Below are 19,475 nucleotides of genomic sequence, written 5' to 3'. Positions count from 1 at the left end.
CGCGCCGGCCGGGCCAGCAATGACCTGATACGGCGCAGCAGAAGCTCCGCCCCGGCGACGGTCTCGGCGGCGACGACCAGGCCGTGATTGCCAAGGATCAGCACGTCGACACCAGGCCGCAGTTTCTCGGCGATGCCGCGTGCAAGCGGCAGGCCGGGCCGGAAATAGGGCACATAGGCCCATTCGATGCCATCGAGCCGCCTGGCGACCTCGGCCTCGCCATCGGCCTGCACGGCAAGCGAGATGGTGTCGACGCAATGGACATGCAGAACAACGCGCTGCGGCATCAGGGCGTGCACCGTGGTCTCGATCGACGGCCGCAGGCCGCGCGGGTTGAGCGCTGCAATGGTAAAACCCTGCGGCAGGTCGGCGGCGCGATCGCGCTGCTCGACGGCTTTCAGCAGCGGCGCCATCGCCACCGGCACCATGATGTCATCGACGAGCGCGTCCTTCAGCCAGGTGCCGGACGCCTTGATCCACAGTGTGTCGCCGGCTTTCAGCGAGGTGTTGCCGCCTGCCGCCTGGGTCAGGTGCGGGCTCTGCCCGATGCTGGCCGAAAGCGCCCGCAAGGCCGCCAGTTCCTGCGCATCAGCTTGGGTCGCCATGGCGCTTTTCCTCCAACGGCTCGGCCGTGTCCTGCGCGAAATCCCGTTGCCGGGGTCGAATAGGCGCTGATATCGCAGATACGAGTGATCTGCGTCAATAGTGATATACTATCATCAAAACGCGCTTGCAATCTGGCTAATGTTGAGTAAGTTGCACCAACTGCCATGGAAAATGGCATCCGGGAGGAAAGAATTGAGCGACTCCGGCCGCCAGCGTCAGATCGTCGAACTGCTGCGGGACCGTCCGTTCGCTTCGGTGCGCGAGCTGCAGGAACGGCTTGGCGTTTCGGCCGCGACGGTCAGGCGCGATATCGACAGGATCGACGAAGCCGGCGAAGCACGGAAAGTCTATGGCGGCATCTCGGCGCTCGACGGCGCTTCCCAGGCCGGGGTCGCCTACGCCCGGCCCTACGACGAGAACCGTGACCTTGCGGTCGAGGCCAAGCGGCAGATCGCCGCGCTGGCGGCGACCATGGTGCGCGACGGCGACGCCGTCATCGTGCATGGCGGCTCGACCTGCTTCCATCTCGGGGTCAAGCTCGCCGAGCGCAACATCCGCCTCTACACCAACTCGATGCCGCTGGCGGCCTATCTCAGCGATCACGGCCATTGCAGCCTGACGGTTGCCGGCGGTGACCTGCATCGCGAGCCCGGCATCATCCATTCGCTCACCCAGGCCGTGCCTTTCTACGCCTCCAAATTCTTTCTCGGCGCGCAAGGCCTTGGCCAGGAAGGCGTGATGGAATCGCACCCGCTGCTGGTACGCTCGATCGTCGATCTCAGCCTCTGCGCCGACCAGATCGTGGTGCTGGCCGACAGCCGCAAACTGTCGATCCACGCGCGCAATGTCGCGCTGCCGCTTTCCCGCATCGGCACGCTGGTCACCGACGACGGCCTCTCCGACGCCGATGCGCGCATGCTGGAAGACGCCGGCGTCATGGTGCGGATAGCCTCGGGAGCCATCCAGTGAAGGTGGCTGTCCTCGATTTCGGCAAGACCAATTCGAAGCTGTTCGTCTTCGGCCAGGACGGGCGGATCATCGACGAGCGCCGGACACAGCCGAAATGGGTGCGCCAAGACGGTTTCAGCGTGCTCGACGAGGCGGCGCTCCACCGTTGGGCGCTCAGCGCCGTTGCCGATGCGGTCGACGGTCATGGAGTGGAAGGGGTCATGGTGTCGGGCCATGGCTGCACCTTTGCCTTGGTCGACGAAGCGGCGCTGACGCATCCGATCCTCGATTACGAGCAAGAGCCGCCGGCCGAGATTGCCGCGCGGATCGATCGCCGCATTCCGGACTTTTCCGAGACGTTTTCGCCGCGGCTGCCGCTCGGCTTCAACTACGGCCGCCACATGCTGTGGCTGCAGGAGGTCGATCCGGACGCGTTCGCTGCGTCGAAATCGATCCTCGGCTATCCGCAATACTGGAGCTGGCGCCTTGGCGGGCGGGCGGTCTCGGAAGTGTCCTATCTCGGCTGCCATTCGCATCTGTGGGCGCCGCGCAGCCAAGACTTTTCCTCGCTGGTCGACGCGCAGGGCTGGCGTGACCGGATGCCTGCCTTCGAGCGCGCCGGCACGGTTATCGGCGAGCAGCGCCTCGGCGCTGCGGTGATCGCCATCCACAACGGCGTCCATGACTCGAATGCGGCGCTGCATGCCTATCGCCGGCAGGAGCTTGGCCCGGTCACCGTCGTTTCGACCGGCACCTGGGTCATCGTGCTCAATCCGGACTGCCCGCTCGACGCACTCGACCGGGATCGCGACATGCTGGTCAACGTCGATGTCGGCGGCGGCCCAGTGCCGACCATCCGCTTCATGGGCGGGCGCGAATTCGCAACAATCAGCGCCGGCTGGCAAGGCGAGATCGCCGGCCCAGTGGTGCAGCGGGTGATCGACGCCGGCATAATGGCGCTGCCGAGCTTTGCGCCAGGCGGGCCGATGTCGGGGCATTCCGGCCGACTGGTCGGGCGCGCGCCCAATGCCGAGGAACGCGCGGCCGCGGCGCTGCTCTACGTCGCGCTGATGGTCGATCTCTGCCTCGACCTCATCCATTCGAACAACACGGTGATCGTCGACGGCGGGCTGAACACGGGCGGCCTGCTCGCCGCGCTGCTGGCGCAGTTGCGTCCCGGCCAGGCCTTCCTGCAGGGCGCCACGCTGGAGGGCAGCGCCACGGGTGCCGCGGCGCTCGCCTTCGAGAGCGTCGGGCGCGAATTCGCCGCCGAAGTTCCGGAGCCGGTGCGCGCATCGCGTTTCACCGGGTTGGCAGGCTATCGCAGCAATTGGCGCGACGCCACCATGGACCGCGGCGTCGCTGATGCGGCAGTGGGAGGCGCGCGATGAGTGCGATTGCCAGGGCCGAGACCGCGCGCCAGCCGGTGCTGGAGATGCGGCACATCTCCAAGACGTTCGGCACCATCCGTGCCTTGCACGATGTCTCGCTCAGCGTCCACGCCGGCGAGCTGCACGCCTTGATGGGCGAAAACGGCGCCGGCAAGTCGACATTGATGAAAGTGCTTTCAGGCGCCTATCGGCCGGATGCCGGCGGCGAGATCCTGATCGACGGCATGCCGGCCGCGACCGGCGATCCGATCAAGGCGCGCGCCAGCGGCGTCGCGGTGATCTATCAGGAGCTGTCGCTGGCGCCCAATCTGACGGTGGCGCAAAACATCTTCCTCGGCAACGAGCCGCGACGCTTCGGTATCGTCGACCGCGACCAGTGCACCCGGCGCGCCAGGGAGATCATCGCGCGTCTGGGCGTCTCCTTTTCGGCCCGCGACATGGTCTCCAGCCTGTCGCTCGGCGAGCGCCAATTGGTCGAGATCGCCCGCGCGCTGTCGACCAATGCGCGCATCATCGTCATGGACGAGCCGACCACGTCGCTGACCTCGCGCGAGACCGACCGGCTGTTCGAGGTCATCGCGACGCTGAAATCGCAAGGCATCGCAATCATCTACATCAGTCACCGCATGGAAGAGGTCTACCAGCTTGCCGATCGCGTCAGTGTGCTGCGCGACAGCGGCTATGTCGGTACGCTCGAGCGTGCCGACCTCAGCGCCTCGCGCCTGGTGTCGATGATGGTCGGCCGCGATCTGTCGGCTTTCTACAAGAAGGATCATCGGCCGCCGGACGAAAAGCGCGCGGTGGCGCTCTCGGTGCGTGGCATGTCCGACGGCCGTCTCCTGAAAAACTGTTCGTTCGACCTGCACAAGGGCGAGGTGCTGGCGCTGGCGGGTCTGGTCGGCTCCGGCCGTACCGAGCTTGCGCGGCTGATCTTCGGCGCCGACAGGCGCGTGTCAGGCACGCTGGAACTCGACGGCAAACCTGTAACCATCGGCTCGCCGCGCGAGGCGCTCGATGCCGGCATCGCCTATCTGACCGAGGATCGCAAGGAACTCGGCCTGTTCCTCGACATGTCGATTTCCGACAACATCAGCATGGGCGTGCTGGCGCGGGATTCGCATGCCGGCGGCTTGCGCGACTTCGCGGCCGCCGAAAGGCGCGCTTCCAGGGCCGTTGCCGATCTCTCCATCCGCACCAGTTCGGTGCAGGCCAATGCCGGCTCGCTGTCCGGCGGCAACCAGCAGAAGGTGCTGCTCGCCCGCCTGCTCGAAACCGAGCCGAAGGTGGTCATCCTCGATGAGCCGACCCGCGGCGTCGATGTCGGAGCGAAATCGGAAATCTACCGGCTGATCGACAATCTCGCCAAACAGGGCATCGCCATCCTGATGATCTCCAGCGAACTGCCCGAGGTGATCGGCGTCGCCGACCGCGTGCTGGTGATGCGCGACGGTACGATATCGGGCGAGGTGACGGCATCGCAAGGCGAGCCGCTGAGCCAGGAGAAAATCATGGAACTTGCAACGGGAGCGGCTCAGCAATGACCGACAAGGCGACCGAGATCAGCGCAGGCGGCCAGGCCACCGGCACAAGCCGACGGTTGCGCACGGCTTTCGCTGCCCTCGGCATGCTGCCGGTGCTGATCCTGCTGGCGGCCGGCTTCCAGTTCCTGAACCCCCGCTTCCTGACCGAGACCAACCTCTTGATCGTCACCCAGCAGTCGTCGATCAACATCGTGCTGGCGGCCGGCATGACCTTCGTCATCCTGACCGGCGGTATCGACCTGTCCGTCGGCGCCATCCTCGCCGCATCGGCGATGGTGGCGGTGATGGTGTCGCTGGCGCCGGACTGGGGTTTGCTCGGCGTGCCGGCGGCCATTCTGGTCGGCCTCGGCTTCGGCCTCATCAACGGGCTGCTCATCGCCTACATCAAGTTGCCGCCCTTCATCGTCACGCTGGGTTCGCTGACCGCGGTGCGCGGCGTCGCCCGCCTGCTCGGCCAGGACACCACGGTGTTCAACTCGGACCTGCCGTTCGATTTCATCGGCAACGGTTCGCTGTTCGGCATTCCGTGGCTGGTCATCATCGCGCTGTCGGTGGTTGTGCTGTCCTGGCTGGTGCTCAAGCGCACCGTGCTCGGCACCTGGATCTATGCCGTCGGCGGCAATGCCGAAGCGGCGCGGCTGACCGGCATCAAGGTGCCGCTGGTGCTGCTCTTCGTCTATGGCGTTTCCGGCCTGCTGGCCGGTCTTGGCGGCGCCATGTCGGCGGCCCGGCTCTACGCAGCCAACGGCTTGCAGCTCGGGCAATCCTACGAACTCGACGCCATTGCCGCGGTCATCCTCGGCGGCACCAGCTTCGTCGGCGGCGTCGGCTCGATCTGGGGTACGCTGATCGGCGGCCTGATCATCGCGGTGCTCTCCAATGGGCTCATCTTGGCCGGTGTCTCCGACATCTGGCAGTACATCATCAAGGGATTGGTCATCATCGTGGCGGTCGCCCTCGACCGCTACAGGCTCCAGGCAGGAGCAAGAACGTGATTGACCTTAGTCGCCGGCGTCAACGACCGGTTTGTGTAACGCACCGTGAGAGGCGCGGGGCAATCGGAGGAAAGCAATGAAGACCATCGCCAAACTGCTCTGCGGCGTCGCACTCGCGTCGCTCGCCATCGCGCCTGCTTCGGCCAAGGACCTCAACAAGGTCGGTATCTCGGTCGGCCTGCTCGGCAATCCCTTCTTCGTCGCCACCATCAAGGGCATCGAGGACGCGGCCAAGAAGATCAACCCGAAGGTCGAGGTGACCTCGGTGTCGGCCGACTATGACCTCAACAAGCAGGTCTCGCAGGTCGATTCGTTCATCGCCGCCGGCGTCGACGTGATCATGCTCAATGCCGTCGACGCCAAGGCGATCGCGCCGGCGGTGAAGAAGGCACAGGCTGCGGGTATCGTCGTTGCCGCCTTCGACGTTTCGGCGCCGGGCGCCGACGTCACCGTGATGACCAACAACGTCAAGGCCGGCGAAGAGGCCTGCAAGTACCTGATCGACCACACCGGCGGCAAGGGAGACTACGTCATCCTCAACGGACCGGCATCGTCCTCGATCCTGGAGCGGGTGAAGGGCTGCAAGAACGTGCTGGCGCAGCATCCCGACATCAAGATCCTCTCCGACGACCAGAATGCCGAAGGCTCGCGCGACGGCGGCCTGAAGGTGTTCCAGTCGCTGCTCACCCGCTTCGACAAGATCGATGCGGTGTTTGCCATCAATGACCCGACGGCGATCGGCGCCCAGCTTGCGGCCAAGCAGCTCAACCGTTCGGAATTCATCTTCACCGCCGTCGACGGCGCGCCCGATATCGAGAAGGAACTCTCCTCCGGCACCTCGATGATCAAGGCCTCGGCCTCGCAGGATCCTTACGTGATGGCCGGCCAGTCGCTGACGATGGCGGCCGAACTGCTGGCCGGCAAGAAGCCGGCGGAGCCGACCGTGCTGCTCGACCCGAAGCTGATCACGGCCGAGAACCTGAAGGACTACAAGGGCTGGACCGCGGCCCGCTAAACGTCCCTCAGCAGCGTGCGGCCGGGATCACCCGGCATCACCCGGCCGCACGTCTTGTCCAGGCATCGGTTCCCCATGGGGCCGATGCGCAGAAGCCGGAGACGATGATGTCGCGTATTGGAATCCATTCTTTTGTCTGGTCGGCGGGCTCGGCTCAGGCCGATCTCGAGCGCACGCTGGCCAACACCAGGGAGGCCGGCTTCGACCTCATCGAATTCTCCTATCTCGACCCCGCCAATGTCGACATCGGCGGGCTCGCCAGGCGCATTGCCGATCTTGGCCTCGGCGTCGCGATCAGCATCGGATTGCCTGTTGATGGCGACATTTCGAGCGCCGACAAGGCGATTGCCGCGCGCGGCGTCGAAATCCTCAACGACACCATCGCGCTGACGCGCGATCTCGGCGGCCGGAAGGTCGCCGGCATTCTCTCGACCAGCCACGGATTGCAGGTCGAGGCGCCGACGCGCGATCAATGGCAGCGCAGTGCCGGCACGCTGGCCAAGGTTGCCGAGACAGCCAAGGCGGCCGGCGTCACGCTCAACCTCGAGATCGTCAACCGCTTCGAAAGCAATCTGCTCAACACCGCCGCGCAAGGGCTGGCCTTCATCGAGGACACAGGCTCGGACAACATCTTCCTGCATCTCGACACCTTCCACATGAACATCGAGGAGGCCGATGTCGGGCTGGCCATCCGTCATGCCGCGGATAAGATCGGCTATGTCCATATCGGCGAAAGCCATCGCGGCTTCCTCGGCACCGGCAATATCGACTTCGCCGCGATCTTCGATGCGCTGACCGCTATCGGCTACAGCGACGACCTCAGCTTCGAATCCTTCTCTTCGGAAATCGTCGATGAAAACCTGTCGAAGAAGACCGCGATCTGGCGCAATCTGTGGACGGACAACATGGCGCTGGCCAAGCACGCGCGTGCTTTCATCGGTCTGGGAATAGAGACGGCAAGGCGCAAGGCGGAACTCGTCTCGGCGCGGCACAAACCCTGACCCGCCCGTCGAGGGCCGAAGGACGCGGCGTGCGCCACAGGGCAGGGTGCCGAACTCAGATTAACAACAGGCCTCGAGGCAGCCGGTATTGGCGGCTTTTGTGCCGCCATTTTTCCGAGATAGGAATTTTTTCTTGACGCGGTGACCTCAGCTATGGTACATATTTGCCTATGGTGCTGACTTGCGCCAGTGACCCGCCGCACAGGCGGGTTTTTTGTTTGATGCACCGTCAGCCAAGGTGCCGGCCGTATGGCGCCGGCATTGCTCGCGGCAGGTGCATCGGTTATCTGACCGGCCAGGCAAACAACGCCACGCAATCCACCAAACGGAGCCCAGCACATGACCCGCGAGACAATCCTCAAATTCGGCACCGTCGAACACGCGGACGCCGGCGATCTGGCTGGCTGGATCGTCGTCGAGGGCAAGCCGACCATGCAAACCGCCGTCCAGCACACGACCGAGGACGGCAAGGTGTTGTCGGGCACCTGGCGCGCGACGCCCGGCACCTATCACGCCACCTATACCGACTACGAGTTCGTGCACATGATCGCCGGCCGCATCATCATCACGCCGGACGGCGGCACACCGGTCGAGGTCGGCCCCGGCGATGCCTTCGTGGTGGAAGCCGATTTCAAGGGAACCTGGAAGATCATCGAGCCGGTGACGAAGCATTTTGTCGTGCGGGTCGGCTGAGGCGGGGTGATCCGTCTGGCCCGCCATGGTTCGCATGGCGGGCGAGTGCTCAAGCGAACGCTTTTTCGTGCCTCCGCGGGGCCTTTTGGAGGCCATCCCACCCGACATCGCGTGGCTGTCGCCGATGACTCGGAGGAGGTGCGCTGACCTGAAGCGCGGTAAGCCTATTCGCTGATCTCTGCATTCGCCGGGGCCTCGGCCAGGCCAATCGCCGGACTCCGGCCATTGGATCACGAAGGCGTCTGCGGCGTCATCCACGGTCGGCATCGACTGAGTGATACGGCACTCGCCAGCCAAGCGATCTCTCACCGGTGCTTACCAGCCAAGTATCCTTGATACACCGGATTGATCCCCTAGTTCTTTCGGGGGCGCGGCAATCGCGAGGTTGCCGCGGGGGCAGCGGCGGTTCGCGCCGTTCTGACTGCAAGCCGCGGAAAGACGGTTGGACCGACGCATCCATGGAGGTTGTCGTGCGTCAATCGTGTGGATTCACCTGTGCGTATTTCGTCTTAGCTTGCTCGATCGCGGTAGTTTGCGCAGGAGCTGCAACCGGTGGTCAGCAGGGCGGAGGGCATGGCAACGGCGGCCATGGTTCTGGTGGCCATGGTGGCGGCGGAGGTCATGACGCCGGCGGCAACCACGGCGGCTCGCAGAAAGGGACTAGCGATGACCCCGGCGGCTCCAGTTCGTCGGCGGACGACGGCGAGACCAGCACAAGCGGCACTGCGACAGTCCCTGGGACGGTAGGTCCGGCCGCCGCTACTGCTGTTGCGTCCGCAAGGGGCGGACAGTCGCTCGACCTGCCGGCCGCTCTCCAGCCTCCCAGCGACAGCAACACTCAATCAACAGTCAGCCGAACCGAGGCGCTGCCGGGCGTCCCGGATAAAGTCGTTCGGGCCTGCCATGATGCCATCGAGTCGGCCGCCGCTCCGTTTGGGGCGACCAGCGTGCGCGTCGCCAGCGCGGGCGTCGTACATCAGTTGAGTCGGGCGACGATCTCGGCCCCTATCGAGGTCAGCATCGACTATGTGCGGCAAGGCAACGTGGAAACACGGCAGGCGGCGGTCCAATGCGAATTGGACGCGACAGGCAGCGTGATCGGCCTGACATAGCGAACCGCGCAGAACACCTCGCTGATGAAGCAGGGTGAATTCGAGAGGCCATTCATCTTTGGCCGAAATGGCAGCAGGCCTCGGGTGTGTTACCAAGGGTGCGGGGCATCAAAGATGGCCTTCCACGGAAGGGACCGCGCAGTCGGAATCACTGTGGTGTCGCGTGTCTTGGCAAGAGCGAGTAAGGAAGTGTGATCGAACGCACCCGGGTCATCCGCGAAGGGTTGCGAACCTTGCCAGTCTTCTTGCTGACGGCCGTCACCTGGCTGGCTGCCGCGCGGCCAGAACGCGGCTTCAGGGGCGGTTCGATCTGCGCGCTGCGGCGCTCAGTCCTGAGCCTGTCGTTGTCCCCGCGCGCCGCAGCCAAGTCGCGGGCAAGAGAAACAGTGGCCTCGCGTTGCTCGTCCAGAGCCTCCTGAAGCTTAGCGACACGCACCAAAAGAGCTTGGGCGGCGGCTTCGCGCTCGATGCGGGCTCTGTCGAGATCCTTACGATTCATGACGGCTGTAGTACGTTCCCGTGCCAGAGCCTGTGCCGTCTCGGTTGCGGCCTGCTCGGCACGCTCTTTCGCTGAGACTGCTTTGGCTCGCTCCAGTTCAGCCGCCTGGCGCTCGACGCGAGCTTCTTTCAGCTCCTCAACGGCCGCTGCTGCTGCAGCGCGTTCTCGTGCGAGCGTTCGCTCCGTGTCAGCTGCGGTCCGCTCCACTTGTTGTCTCGCTGTGACCGCGTCGGTCCGTTCCTGCTCAGCCGCGGCCGTACGCTTCATGAGTGCGGCATTGGCCAGTTTCGCTTCGGCGAGATCGCCACGAAGCAGCTCCGCCTTCCGGCGTTCGTCGTCGAGCATGCCGCTCGCCTGCCCCAGTGAAGCCTTGGCCGTGGCGCGATCCTCGGCGGCCTGGGTCTCAAGCTGTTCAATTTGGACGCGCGCTTGCGATAAATCGCGCGCCTGCCTTTGGGCCTGCTCCTGCTCGAGATGAGCAGCGGGCATCTCCTCAAGGACATAGCTGGTGGCCTCGCTCAGCATCGTGCGGGCATCTCCCGCAATGCGCCGCAACGCGTCAAGAGTGCGGGCCGCCGCGAGTTCATTGCGCAACCGCTCCTCGCGCGCGTCATCGGCAGCTGCCATGCTTGCCCTCAGCGTGTGGATCTGCTTGCTCGCCTCGAGGAGCGCTCCCTGCAGAGCGGCGCTCCTGGCACGCTCGCCTTCCGCCGCCCGGTGTTCCTGGTCGGCCAATTGTCTCGCAGCGGCAGACTGAGCACGATCCGTCCCGTCTTGCGCCTGGTTAGCCGTGAGATCCGGGCCAAGCAATTCGGCACTCGCCTGAAGTTTCAACGGGCGCGAAAGGTCTCGATGGGCCTGGTCTTGGGTTTGCGAGATGGCTGAAGCGCTTTCGACCCAGATTTGTCTCGTCATCGCATAGCCAATCGGCGCGGCCAGACAAATGGCGGCGAGACCCAAACGCGATACAAGAACGATCGGCCTGCGAACGACAGGGTTTGAGGCAGGCGCCATGGCCGGGTCGGGATCTCCCATCTGCGCTGTGAAATTCAAACCGCGATCCGCAGCATAGGCCAACGGAGCAATTTTTGGCGGTGAAGCTCTATGGCGCAATTGGTCCCATGCCGACCCGCAAATCCGCTTCCCATGTTCCGCGATCGCGCTGATGGATGCTGCAAGCCGGCCAGACTGCACACTGTCCGGTGCAGGAGCACCGGTCACCAACGAGCTCCCGCTGGGTTCGGATGTCGCGGCGAAATGCTCGATTCGCACTCCGAACCGAGAGTAGTTGGTATTTTGAGCCCGAACATCCAGGCCGACCGCATGCAAGGGGTTGGCAGCCTTGGAAGAAGCAGGTCCGGCGACAAGTCCGGCCGGGCTTTCCCATTCCCAAGAAGCCTCGTCGGCGATACCGGATCTGCCTTCGTCAAACGCTGCAAGGCGGCTCCGTCGCACCGCGGCAAGGATACGCCGGAGCACAAGATAGGCGCCTACCGATGCAAGCGTCACTACCGCGCTCAGAATGGTCAAATTTACGTCGTTTGCATACATTTCGGCAAGATAATTTGGCATTGCCGTGCCCGTGCGTTCTGGGGTGTATCGTCAAGTTCGTAAAGCGATGTCTGGTCATCCGCCTTGGTATTGGCCAAGGCCTTACCGCCCTCGAAACGTCGCTTTCATCGGGATCCTTCTGGTACTTGCGAATTGTTGCGGATGGGGCGCCGGTCGCGTGCTGATAGATCGCCGCGGTTTATATTCGTTGGCGGGCAATGGCCGACCAAGGACACATGCGGGGCCCTGAGACGCCGATTTGCGCCTCTGCATATCAACCTCGCGAGAGTTCGCCGGTGCGGACAATTCGCCACTTCCCGGCTCTTGACTGTCCATCATGAACTTTAAGCTAGGTCACAGCGCACCACGGTCAACCATCACCTCGCAATGATCCTGCCGGCAGCCTTCGGCCAGACAAAAGGGCCATTGTAGTGCCCGCTCTTCGGAGCGAAGCTGGATCGTTCGGCGATGCATTCCCGGCGAAATTAGAATTCGTCGTACTGTTTCGCGAAAAGTACGACGTCAGTTTGCTAAGCTGGTGAAAAGCGTGGTGATCCCGACAGGAATCGAACCTGTGACCTACAGATTAGGAATCTGCCGCTCTATCCTACTGAGCTACGGGACCACGCGGCCAGACACATAGCCGCTTCGGATCGTTTCGCCAAGAGGCCGGCCGAAGGCAATCCGGCCGGCTTTGCGCTGCCGCCGTCAGGCGGCCAGCGCGGTTTCCGCCAGTTTCACCCAGTAACTCATGCCGTGCGGGATGACCTCGTCGTTGAAATCGTAGGCAGGGTTGTGGAGCCCGGCGGTGTCGCCATTGCCGATGAAGATGAAGGCGCCGGGGCGGGCTTCGAGCATGTAGGAAAAATCCTCGCCACCCATCACCGGCTGGATGCCGCGGTGGACATGGGCGTCGCCGGCGACACTCATCGCGACATCACCGGCAAACACCGTCTCTTCCGCGTGGTTGAAGGTCACGGGGTAATTTGCCTGGTAGTCGACCTCGATCTTTGCCCCGAATGCGGTCGCCAGCCCGTCGCATATGCTGCGGATGCGCTCTTCGGACTTCTTGGCGATCTCCTTGCGCAGGGTGCGCACGGTGCCGGCGATTTCAGCGGTTTCGGGGATGATGTTGTAGGCGTCACCGGCGTGGAACTTGGTCACCGACACCACCACGGCCTCGACCGGATCGGTGCTGCGCGAGGCGATCGTCTGCAAGGCGCCGACCAGTTGGCTGGTGATGACGATCGGGTCGATCGTGCCGTGCGGCATCGCCGCGTGGCCGCCCTTGCCGCGCACGGTGATGGTGAACTCGGCGGTCGCCGCCATGATCGGGCCCGGGCGAATGGCGAACTGCCCGACAGGCAGGCCCGGCATGTTGTGCATGCCGAACACCCTGGAGATGTCGAAACGCTCCATCATGCCGTCCTTGACCATCTCGTTGCCGCCGCCGCCGCCCTCTTCGGCCGGCTGGAAGATCACCGCCACGGAACCGGTGAAGTTGCGCGTCTCGGCGAGGTATTTGGCCGCGCCCAGCAGCATTGCCGTGTGGCCGTCATGGCCGCAGGCGTGCATCTTGCCGGGGATGGTCGAGGCGTAGGACTTGCCTGTGATCTCGTTGAGCGGCAGCGCGTCCATGTCGGCGCGCAGGCCGATGGTGGGGCCTTCGCCCTGCCGGCCGCGGATGATGCCGACGACGCCGGTCTTGCCGAGGCCGGTGACCACATCGTCACAGCCGAAGGCTTTCAGCTTCTCGGTGACGAAGGCAGCGGTCTTGAAGACGTCGAAGTTCAGTTCTGGCGTCTGGTGCAGATGCTGGCGCCAGCCGGCAACTTCGTCCTGCATTTCGGCGGCACGGTTCAGGATTGGCATGATGGTTCCATCTCGCTGTTGGGACAGGCGGGTGTCGTCCGCTGCCTTGCAATTGTGATCGCCAGGCACTTTGCCATCTTGGCGTCACATAGGGTAAATAGCACCGCAACGATGCGGTCCGGTTTTTGAGGGTCGGACCAATCATGCTGGCGATCGCGTAACGAAATCTTACGGAGCCAGGGGCGACTACGGCAAGAGGCGATTTCGGATTTGATCATGCGGTACAGGCATTTCCTCAAACTATTCTCGGTTGGCACAATCGCGCTGTCGGTCGTGGCCGGGCCGGCGCTGGCCAATCCGGTGGTCGTATTCGATCTCGGCAGCGGCAAGATCCTGCAGCATCAGGACGCGTTCAAGCGCTGGTATCCGGCATCGCTGAGCAAGCTGATGACCGCTTATGTCACCTTTCGGGCGATCGCCGCCGGCGAGGTTCAGCTTGATTCGCCGATCAAGGTGACCAAACACTCCGCCGCCGAGCCGCCAAGCAAGATGGGCTTCAAGCCGGGCTCGGTGATGCGGCTCGACAACGCGCTGAAGATGATGCTGGTCAAATCGGCCAACGACATCGCCATGGCGGTGGGCGAAAATGTCGGAGGTTCGCAGGCGGCCTTTGCCGACCGGATGAACGCCGAAGCGACCCGGCTCGGCATGAACGGCACGCATTTCGTCAATCCGAACGGGCTCTATTCGCCGGATCAGTACACGACGGCGCGCGACCTCGCCGTGCTGGTGATGGCGATCCGCCGCGAATTTCCGCAATATGCGCCGTGGTTCTCGATCGAAGGCCTTGCCGTCGGCAAGAAGGCTATCCCCAACTACAATCTCTTGATTGGCCGTTATCCCGGCGCCGATGGCATGAAGACCGGCTTTGTCTGCCCTTCCGGCTTCAACATGATCGGTTCGGCGACCCGCAACGGGCGCACGCTGGTCGCGGTGGTGCTTGGCGAGAAATCGGCGGTCACACGTGCTGAGACCGCGGCAAAACTGCTCGATCAGGGTTTTGACGCGCCTGCCGCCGGCTCGGCCACCGTCACCACGCTGGCGCCCTATGGCGACACGGTTTCGCCCAACGACATGAAGGACGAGGTCTGCAAGAAGAAGACGCCGCAGGAGCAGTCGGAGGCGCCGCCGGTCGTCGCCAAGGACGTGCCGAAATCGCCCTATCAGGAAAAGCTCGACCATGTGCCAACGCTGGTTGCCGTCGGCCTTGGCGGCGCCACCGGTCCGGCGCCGAAGGCCATCCTCGACCGGGGCGGTCAGGAATATGCCGATGTGCCGATCCCGAGCTGGCGGCCCGACAGGCCGGCACCGGCCGGCGCAGGCCCGAAGATTGCCGGCTCCGCCGCGCAGGGCGACCAGCCGGCCAAGGTTGCGAACTAGCCAATGGGCAGCGGCTTCCCGATCCCCGTCTCGGTGCTGACCGGCTTCCTCGGCGCCGGCAAGACGACGCTGCTCAACCGGCTGCTCAAGGATCCGGCGCTGGCCGACACGGCGGTGATCATCAACGAGTTCGGCGAGGTGGCGATCGACCATTTGCTGGTCGAGCAGTCTTCCGACGGCATCATCCAGCTTTCGGACGGCTGCCTGTGCTGCACGGTGCGCGGCGAACTGGTCGATACGCTGGCCGACCTGGTCGACCGGCTGCAGACCGGCCGCATCGCCCGTCTGGCCCGCGTCATCGTCGAGACCACCGGCCTTGCCGACCCGGCGCCGGTGCTGCAGTCGATCATGGCCCATCCGGCGCTGATCCAGGCCTTCCGGCTCGACGGCGTCATCACGCTGGTCGATGCCGTCAACGGCAACGCCACGCTCGACGCCCATGTCGAGGCGGTCAAGCAGGCTGCCGTCGCCGATCGCATCGTGCTCAGCAAAGCCGATCTGGTCGTCGATCCCAATGAGTTGGAAATGCTTCGGGCGCGCCTGCGGCAGATCAATCCGGGCGCCGAACTGCTCGATGCCGGCGACACGGGGACAGGCGTGGCGGCGCTGTTTGATTGCGGCCTCTACAACCCGGCAACCAAATCCGCCGATGTGCGGCGCTGGCTGGGCGAGGAAGCCGCTCATGATCATCACCATCATGATCATGATCACCATGATGGGCATGATCACGAACATGGCCATGACCACGGTCATCGCCACGATTCGCGGGTGCGTTCCTATTCGCTGGTGCATGACGGCCCGGTGCCGTTTTCGGCGATCGAGATGTTCCTCGACCTGCTGCGCTCGACACATGGCGAGCGCCTGCTGCGCATGAAGGGCGTCATCGAGCTCAGGGAAGACCCGTCGCGGCCTTTGGTGATCCATGGCGTGCAGAAGATCCTGCATCCGCCGGTGCAATTGCCGTCCTGGCCAGATGGCCAGCGCGGCACGCGGCTGGTGCTGATCACGCTCGATATGCCCGAAGATTATATCCGCAGGCTGTTCGCCGCCTTCACCAACCGGCCGTCGATCGACACGCCCGATCGCGCCGCGCTGGAAAACAACCCGCTGGCGATTGCCGGGCGGTAGCTCCCACGATTACGGCGCGCCGCGCTCGACCAGGAATCGATGGCCGCCGGAGACCGCCGCCGTTTCAATCAACTGGTGGCCGCTCTCCGAACAGAATGCCGGAATGTCGATGACGGCCAGCGGGTCGGTGGTCTCCAGCCAGAGCCGGCTGCCCGGTTGCATCCCCGCCAGGCGCTTCTTGGCCTTGAGCACGGGCAAGGGGCAGTTCAGCCCCTTGAGGTCATAAATAGCGGCGCGATCATCCACGGGCGAAATCAACCGCCGAACATGCCGAGCAGCTTGTTCTTCAGCTTCGTCACGCGGCTCTCGTCGGCACTCGCCGCCTGCGTCTCAGCCATCGGTGCCGCTTCCGAAGGGGCCGCGATGGTCGCGGTGGCGACGGGGGCTTCCTTGGCGGCCTTTTCGGCCTCCTTTTCGGCCAGAGCCTGAGCCTTGGCGGCTTCCTTGGCTTGCTTGGCCGCCTCTATGGCAGCGAGCCTCTGCTCCTCGGCCTTCTGCTTGGCCGCCTTTTCGGCATCGAGGGCCGCCATCTTGCGGCCAGCGGGCGAATCGATGCGACCCATGCGTGCCGTCTCGGTGACCGAGCCGTCATTGTTGAGCGACGGCGGATCGATCGGCACGCGTTCGCCGCGTGCGCGGCGCTTGGACCAGTCGGAGACGATGCTGGCTTCCTTGATACCGGCAATGGTCGGCTTGGGCGCCGGCACGCTGGCCTTGACCGCGCCGCTGAACGCAGCGTCGTAGGTGCTCATGTAGGAGTTGTAGGCACTCTTCAGCGAATCAGGCTGCGTCGTCGCCGGGCAGGCGCCGGCCGGATCGAATGTCTGACCGTCGGCGGCAACCTGGTTGAAGACATAACGCTTCTCGCAGACATCGACCTTCGGCGGCACCTTGGTGATCTCGAAATTGTCGTAGCCGACCTTCAGCATCTTCCAGAAGTCGTAATTCGGGTCGTTGCGGTAGCGCGCCATGTTGGCGGCGGTCATGCGGAACGGAAACGCCTGGATCTGGAACTCGGTCTGGCCGCCCTGGAAGGCGTCGCGGCCAAAGGCATAGATCTGCTCGATCTGCGCATCGGTCATCGAATAGCAGCCCGAAGACGAACAGGCGCCGTGCACCATCAAATTGGAGCCGGTACGGCCATTGGCGCGGTCATAGGCGTTGGGATAGCCGATGTTGAAGGACAAATGGTAGTTCGAGCGCGGATTCATCTGCGCCGGGCGCACCGTGTAGAAGCCTTCCGGCGCCTGGCGGTCGCCTTCGGTGTATTTCGGCCCGAGCTTGCCCGACCATTTGCAGATGTCGTAGCTGGCGACCATGTCGTAGCGGCCGTTGGTCTTGGCCTTCCAGATCTCGAGCTTGCCTTCTTCCTTGAAGATGCGGGCCATCACCGACGAGGTGCGGACCATGCCCTTGGCTCTCATGTCGGCGAGGATCTTGTCGGGCAGCGGCTTGTTGGCCTCCGGGGCAAAATCCTTCATCGACGAATTGTTGCAGCCGGCAACGCCGAGGGCAGCGATCAGGATTCCGGTGCGGGCAAGCTTGACAAACATGGCTACGGATATCGTCTTTTCTCTGGCGCCAGGACGCTTCCTGCCCCGGCTGCTACACTGCGCATCGACGGACCCTAAGCCCGTTAACCCTAATAAATTCCTTACCGCAAGTGCCGACGCATCCCCCTGCGGCAGTCTCATTGAGCCGAATGCAGCGGCATTTTTGTGGCAAAAATGCTCCGCCCCGCCACATTGTTGCGGCCAAGGCTGCCTGTGGTCAGAGACTGCGGCCCATGGCCAGGTATTTTTCGCGGCGCTGCTCGCGGAAATCGGTGTTGGCGCCGGCAAAATCCTTCATCGTCCTGGCGATGAGGTCTCCGGTCGCGGCGATCACCGTTTCGGCGCCGCGATGCGCACCGCCGAGCGGCTCGGGGATGATGGCGTCGATGATCTTTAATTCAAAAAGATCCTGCGCGGTGATCTTCATGTTGGTCGCCGCGTCCTTCGATCGCGTTGTGTCGCGCCACAGGATCGAGGCGGCCCCTTCCGGCGAAATCACCGAATAGATGGCGTGTTCGAGCATGTAGACGCGGTTGGCGGTGGCGATGGCAATGGCGCCGCCCGAACCGCCTTCGCCGATGACCACCGAGATCGACGGCACTTTCAGGCCGAGACAGGTCGAGGTTGAACGGGCGATAGCCTCCGCCTGGCCGCGCTCCTCGGCGTTGACACCGGGATAGGCGCCGGCCGTGTCGACCAGCGTCAGCAGCGGGATCTTGAAGCGGTCGGCCAGTTCCATCAGCCGTACCGCCTTGCGGTAGCCCTCCGGGCGAACCGATCCGAAATTGTGTTTCAGGCGGCTGGCTGTGTCGGAACCTTTTTCCTGGCCGATGATGGCAATGGGTTCGCCGCGGAAACGGGCGAAACCGCCGACGATCGCCTGGTCCTCACCGAAATTGCGGTCGCCGGCCAGCGGCGTGAAATCGGTGAACAGGCCCTTGATATAGTCGACGCAATGCGGCCTGTCTGGATGGCGAGCCACCTGCACCTTCTGCCACGGCGTCAGCGCCTTGTAGGCGTCGCGCAGCGCGTCGCGGGAGCGCTTCTCAAGACGGCTGATCTCGTCGCCGACATCGACCGCCTCGCCATTCTCGGCAAGCTTCTTCAGCTCGAGGATCTTGCCCTCGAGGTCCTGCACCGGCTTTTCGAAATCGAGGTAATTATACATGCGTGAGCGGACCGATACGTCGGAAGGCAGTGGCTGACGGAACCCTTGAATCCAAGGCTCCGGGCGGTGAAATGTCGTCCTCACATAGCGATATGAGGCCTAGTCGGCAAGCGGATGATGATCGTTGACCAGCCGCACCAGCCGCTCTTCCAGCACATGGGTGTAAATCTGTGTCGTCGATATGTCGGCATGGCCAAGCAATTGCTGCACGGCCCGGAGATCGGCGCCGTTCTGCAGGAGATGGCTGGCGAAAGCATGGCGCAGCACGTGCGGCGAGATCTTCGCCGAGGCGATGCCGGCCCTTGCCGCCAGCCCTTTCAGGTCACGCGCGAAGACCTGGCGCGAGAGATAGCCGCTGTCGGAGGCGGCCGGAAACAGGAACGGACTGTCGGCAAAGGCGGGCACCCTGGCGCGGGCGGCAAGCCAGGTCTTCATCGCCGTGCGTGCCTTGGCCGAGAGTGGCACCATGCGCTCCTTGTCGCCCTTGCCGCGCACCATGAAGAAACGGTCGTCGCGCTGCGCCACCGTCACCGGCAGGCCGACCAGCTCGGAAACGCGCAGGCCGGTGGCGTAAAGCACCTCGACCAGCGCATGCAGGCGCAGTGACGCCAGACTGTCCCCATCGCCCGACGAGGCATCGCCGGCCTCAAGCGCCGCACGGTCGATCAGCCGGCCGGTGTCCGCCTCGCTCATCGTCTTGGGCAGCGGGCGGCCCTTTCTTGGACTGTCCAGCGTGCCGGTCGGGTCATCGCCGCGCAGGCCTTCGGCGTAGAGGAATTTGAAGAACTGGCGGATCGCCGACAGTTTGCGCGCCTGCGATGTGGCGGCAAAGCCGCGGGCGGCAATGTCGTCGAGATAGGTGCGGATATCGGCGGCGGCGGCACCAGCCAGCCCGCCATCGATCGCGCCACAAGCGTCCTCGAGGTCGCGGCGGTAGGAGGAAAGCGTATTTTCAGCCGCGCCCCGCTCGGCGCTCAGCATTTCCAGAAAGGCTTCGATGCGGGCGGCGCTGTTCATTCAAC

17 protein-coding genes and 1 tRNA gene are annotated in these 19,475 nt (G+C 64.1%); 10 read left to right on the top strand and 8 right to left on the bottom strand.

Annotated features, from left to right (window positions below; genetic code table 11):
* A partial coding sequence (locus tag EOB59_RS09435; RefSeq protein WP_164895615.1) for a class II aldolase/adducin family protein occupies positions 1–605 on the bottom strand: 605 nt, incomplete at its 3' end.
* A 193-nt stretch (positions 606–798) separates the two neighbouring features.
* Between EOB59_RS09435 and EOB59_RS09430 the strand changes: the two genes are divergently transcribed.
* From EOB59_RS09430 to EOB59_RS35245, 8 genes are all read left to right on the top strand, one after another.
* A complete protein-coding gene (locus tag EOB59_RS09430; RefSeq protein WP_127266683.1) occupies positions 799–1,575 on the top strand; it encodes a DeoR/GlpR family DNA-binding transcription regulator in 777 nt (258 codons plus the stop codon).
* On the top strand, positions 1,572–2,945 hold the full coding sequence (locus EOB59_RS09425) for a carbohydrate kinase (RefSeq protein WP_127809114.1): 1,374 nt from the start codon (positions 1,572–1,574) through the stop codon (positions 2,943–2,945). The genes EOB59_RS09430 and EOB59_RS09425 overlap by 4 nt, the downstream gene beginning before the upstream one ends.
* Positions 2,942–4,486 (top strand): sugar ABC transporter ATP-binding protein, encoded by a 1,545-nt coding sequence (locus EOB59_RS09420; RefSeq protein ID WP_127809115.1) that lies wholly within the window; start codon positions 2,942–2,944, stop codon positions 4,484–4,486. Before EOB59_RS09425 ends, EOB59_RS09420 begins: the two co-directional genes overlap by 4 nt.
* On the top strand, positions 4,483–5,481 hold the full coding sequence (locus EOB59_RS09415) for a ribose ABC transporter permease (RefSeq protein WP_127809116.1): 999 nt from the start codon (positions 4,483–4,485) through the stop codon (positions 5,479–5,481). The genes EOB59_RS09420 and EOB59_RS09415 overlap by 4 nt, the downstream gene beginning before the upstream one ends.
* 76 nt (positions 5,482–5,557) lie before the next feature.
* Positions 5,558–6,496, top strand: coding sequence for an ABC transporter substrate-binding protein (locus EOB59_RS09410; protein ID WP_128288228.1), 939 nt, complete (start codon positions 5,558–5,560; stop codon positions 6,494–6,496).
* A gap of 107 nt (positions 6,497–6,603) precedes the next feature.
* Complete coding sequence (locus tag EOB59_RS09405; RefSeq protein ID WP_127809117.1) at positions 6,604–7,497, top strand: sugar phosphate isomerase/epimerase; 894 nt, start codon at positions 6,604–6,606, stop codon at positions 7,495–7,497.
* Positions 7,498–7,836: 339 nt separating this feature from the next.
* Entirely contained in the window at positions 7,837–8,190 is a 354-nt protein-coding gene (locus tag EOB59_RS09400) for a cupin domain-containing protein (protein ID WP_127266678.1), read from the top strand.
* Between the two features lie 947 nt (positions 8,191–9,137).
* Positions 9,138–9,302, top strand: coding sequence for a hypothetical protein (locus EOB59_RS35245; protein ID WP_164895614.1), 165 nt, complete (start codon positions 9,138–9,140; stop codon positions 9,300–9,302).
* Positions 9,303–9,450: 148 nt separating this feature from the next.
* On the opposite strand, the gene EOB59_RS36100 is transcribed toward EOB59_RS35245, so the two are convergent.
* The 3 genes from EOB59_RS36100 to EOB59_RS09380 form a co-directional block, all read right to left on the bottom strand.
* On the bottom strand, positions 9,451–11,331 hold the full coding sequence (locus tag EOB59_RS36100) for a hypothetical protein (protein WP_245486577.1): 1,881 nt from the start codon (positions 11,329–11,331) through the stop codon (positions 9,451–9,453).
* 569 nt (positions 11,332–11,900) lie between these two features.
* Positions 11,901–11,977, bottom strand: a tRNA-Arg gene (locus EOB59_RS09385).
* Between the two features lie 83 nt (positions 11,978–12,060).
* Positions 12,061–13,224, bottom strand: a complete 1,164-nt coding sequence (locus EOB59_RS09380; protein ID WP_127329985.1) for a M20 aminoacylase family protein — start codon at positions 13,222–13,224, stop codon at positions 12,061–12,063.
* A gap of 216 nt (positions 13,225–13,440) precedes the next feature.
* Between EOB59_RS09380 and EOB59_RS09375 the strand changes: the two genes are divergently transcribed.
* Together EOB59_RS09375 and EOB59_RS09370 are read left to right on the top strand one after the other, a co-directional pair.
* On the top strand, positions 13,441–14,604 hold the full coding sequence (locus EOB59_RS09375) for a D-alanyl-D-alanine carboxypeptidase family protein (protein ID WP_127266676.1): 1,164 nt from the start codon (positions 13,441–13,443) through the stop codon (positions 14,602–14,604).
* Between the two features lie 3 nt (positions 14,605–14,607).
* On the top strand, positions 14,608–15,732 hold the full coding sequence (locus EOB59_RS09370; RefSeq protein WP_127398047.1) for a GTP-binding protein: 1,125 nt from the start codon (positions 14,608–14,610) through the stop codon (positions 15,730–15,732).
* Positions 15,733–15,741: 9 nt separating this feature from the next.
* Here EOB59_RS09370 and EOB59_RS09365 read toward each other — a convergent pair whose 3' ends face one another.
* From EOB59_RS09365 to EOB59_RS09350, 4 genes are all read right to left on the bottom strand, one after another.
* Entirely contained in the window at positions 15,742–15,978 is a 237-nt protein-coding gene (locus tag EOB59_RS09365) for a sulfurtransferase TusA family protein (RefSeq protein ID WP_164761850.1), read from the bottom strand.
* A gap of 8 nt (positions 15,979–15,986) precedes the next feature.
* Complete coding sequence (locus tag EOB59_RS09360) at positions 15,987–17,285, bottom strand: murein L,D-transpeptidase family protein (RefSeq protein ID WP_128288227.1); 1,299 nt, start codon at positions 17,283–17,285, stop codon at positions 15,987–15,989.
* Positions 17,286–17,502: 217 nt separating this feature from the next.
* A complete protein-coding gene (locus tag EOB59_RS09355; RefSeq protein WP_027038080.1) occupies positions 17,503–18,453 on the bottom strand; it encodes an acetyl-CoA carboxylase carboxyltransferase subunit alpha in 951 nt (316 codons plus the stop codon).
* Positions 18,454–18,552: 99 nt separating this feature from the next.
* Positions 18,553–19,470: a site-specific tyrosine recombinase XerD gene (locus EOB59_RS09350; protein WP_128288226.1), complete on the bottom strand. Its 918-nt coding sequence runs from the start codon at positions 19,468–19,470 to the stop codon at positions 18,553–18,555.
* Between the last annotated feature and the right edge of the window lie 5 nt (positions 19,471–19,475).

The sequence above is a fragment of the Mesorhizobium sp. M7A.F.Ca.MR.176.00.0.0 genome, assembly GCF_004023165.1.
Classification (GTDB): domain Bacteria; phylum Pseudomonadota; class Alphaproteobacteria; order Rhizobiales; family Rhizobiaceae; genus Mesorhizobium.
Note: the sequence above shows the minus strand (reverse complement) of the source record. Positions and strands in the feature narration are given on the sequence as shown.

Bases quoted from the DNA above. Each gene is read 5' to 3' on its own strand.
- EOB59_RS09420 (WP_127809115.1), top strand. From the start codon at position 2,942: ATGAGTGCGATTGCCAGGGCCGAGACCGCGCGCCAGCCGGTGCTGGAG.
- EOB59_RS09415 (WP_127809116.1), top strand. From the start codon at position 4,483: ATGACCGACAAGGCGACCGAGATCAGCGCAGGCGGCCAGGCCACCGGC.
- EOB59_RS09410 (WP_128288228.1), top strand. From the start codon at position 5,558: ATGAAGACCATCGCCAAACTGCTCTGCGGCGTCGCACTCGCGTCGCTC.
- EOB59_RS09405 (WP_127809117.1), top strand. From the start codon at position 6,604: ATGTCGCGTATTGGAATCCATTCTTTTGTCTGGTCGGCGGGCTCGGCT.
- EOB59_RS09400 (WP_127266678.1), top strand. From the start codon at position 7,837: ATGACCCGCGAGACAATCCTCAAATTCGGCACCGTCGAACACGCGGAC.
- EOB59_RS09380 (WP_127329985.1), bottom strand. From the start codon at position 13,224: ATGCCAATCCTGAACCGTGCCGCCGAAATGCAGGACGAAGTTGCCGGC.
- EOB59_RS09375 (WP_127266676.1), top strand. From the start codon at position 13,441: ATGCGGTACAGGCATTTCCTCAAACTATTCTCGGTTGGCACAATCGCG.
- EOB59_RS09370 (WP_127398047.1), top strand. From the start codon at position 14,608: ATGGGCAGCGGCTTCCCGATCCCCGTCTCGGTGCTGACCGGCTTCCTC.
- EOB59_RS09360 (WP_128288227.1), bottom strand. From the start codon at position 17,285: ATGTTTGTCAAGCTTGCCCGCACCGGAATCCTGATCGCTGCCCTCGGC.
- EOB59_RS09355 (WP_027038080.1), bottom strand. From the start codon at position 18,453: ATGTATAATTACCTCGATTTCGAAAAGCCGGTGCAGGACCTCGAGGGC.
- EOB59_RS09350 (WP_128288226.1), bottom strand. From the start codon at position 19,470: ATGAACAGCGCCGCCCGCATCGAAGCCTTTCTGGAAATGCTGAGCGCC.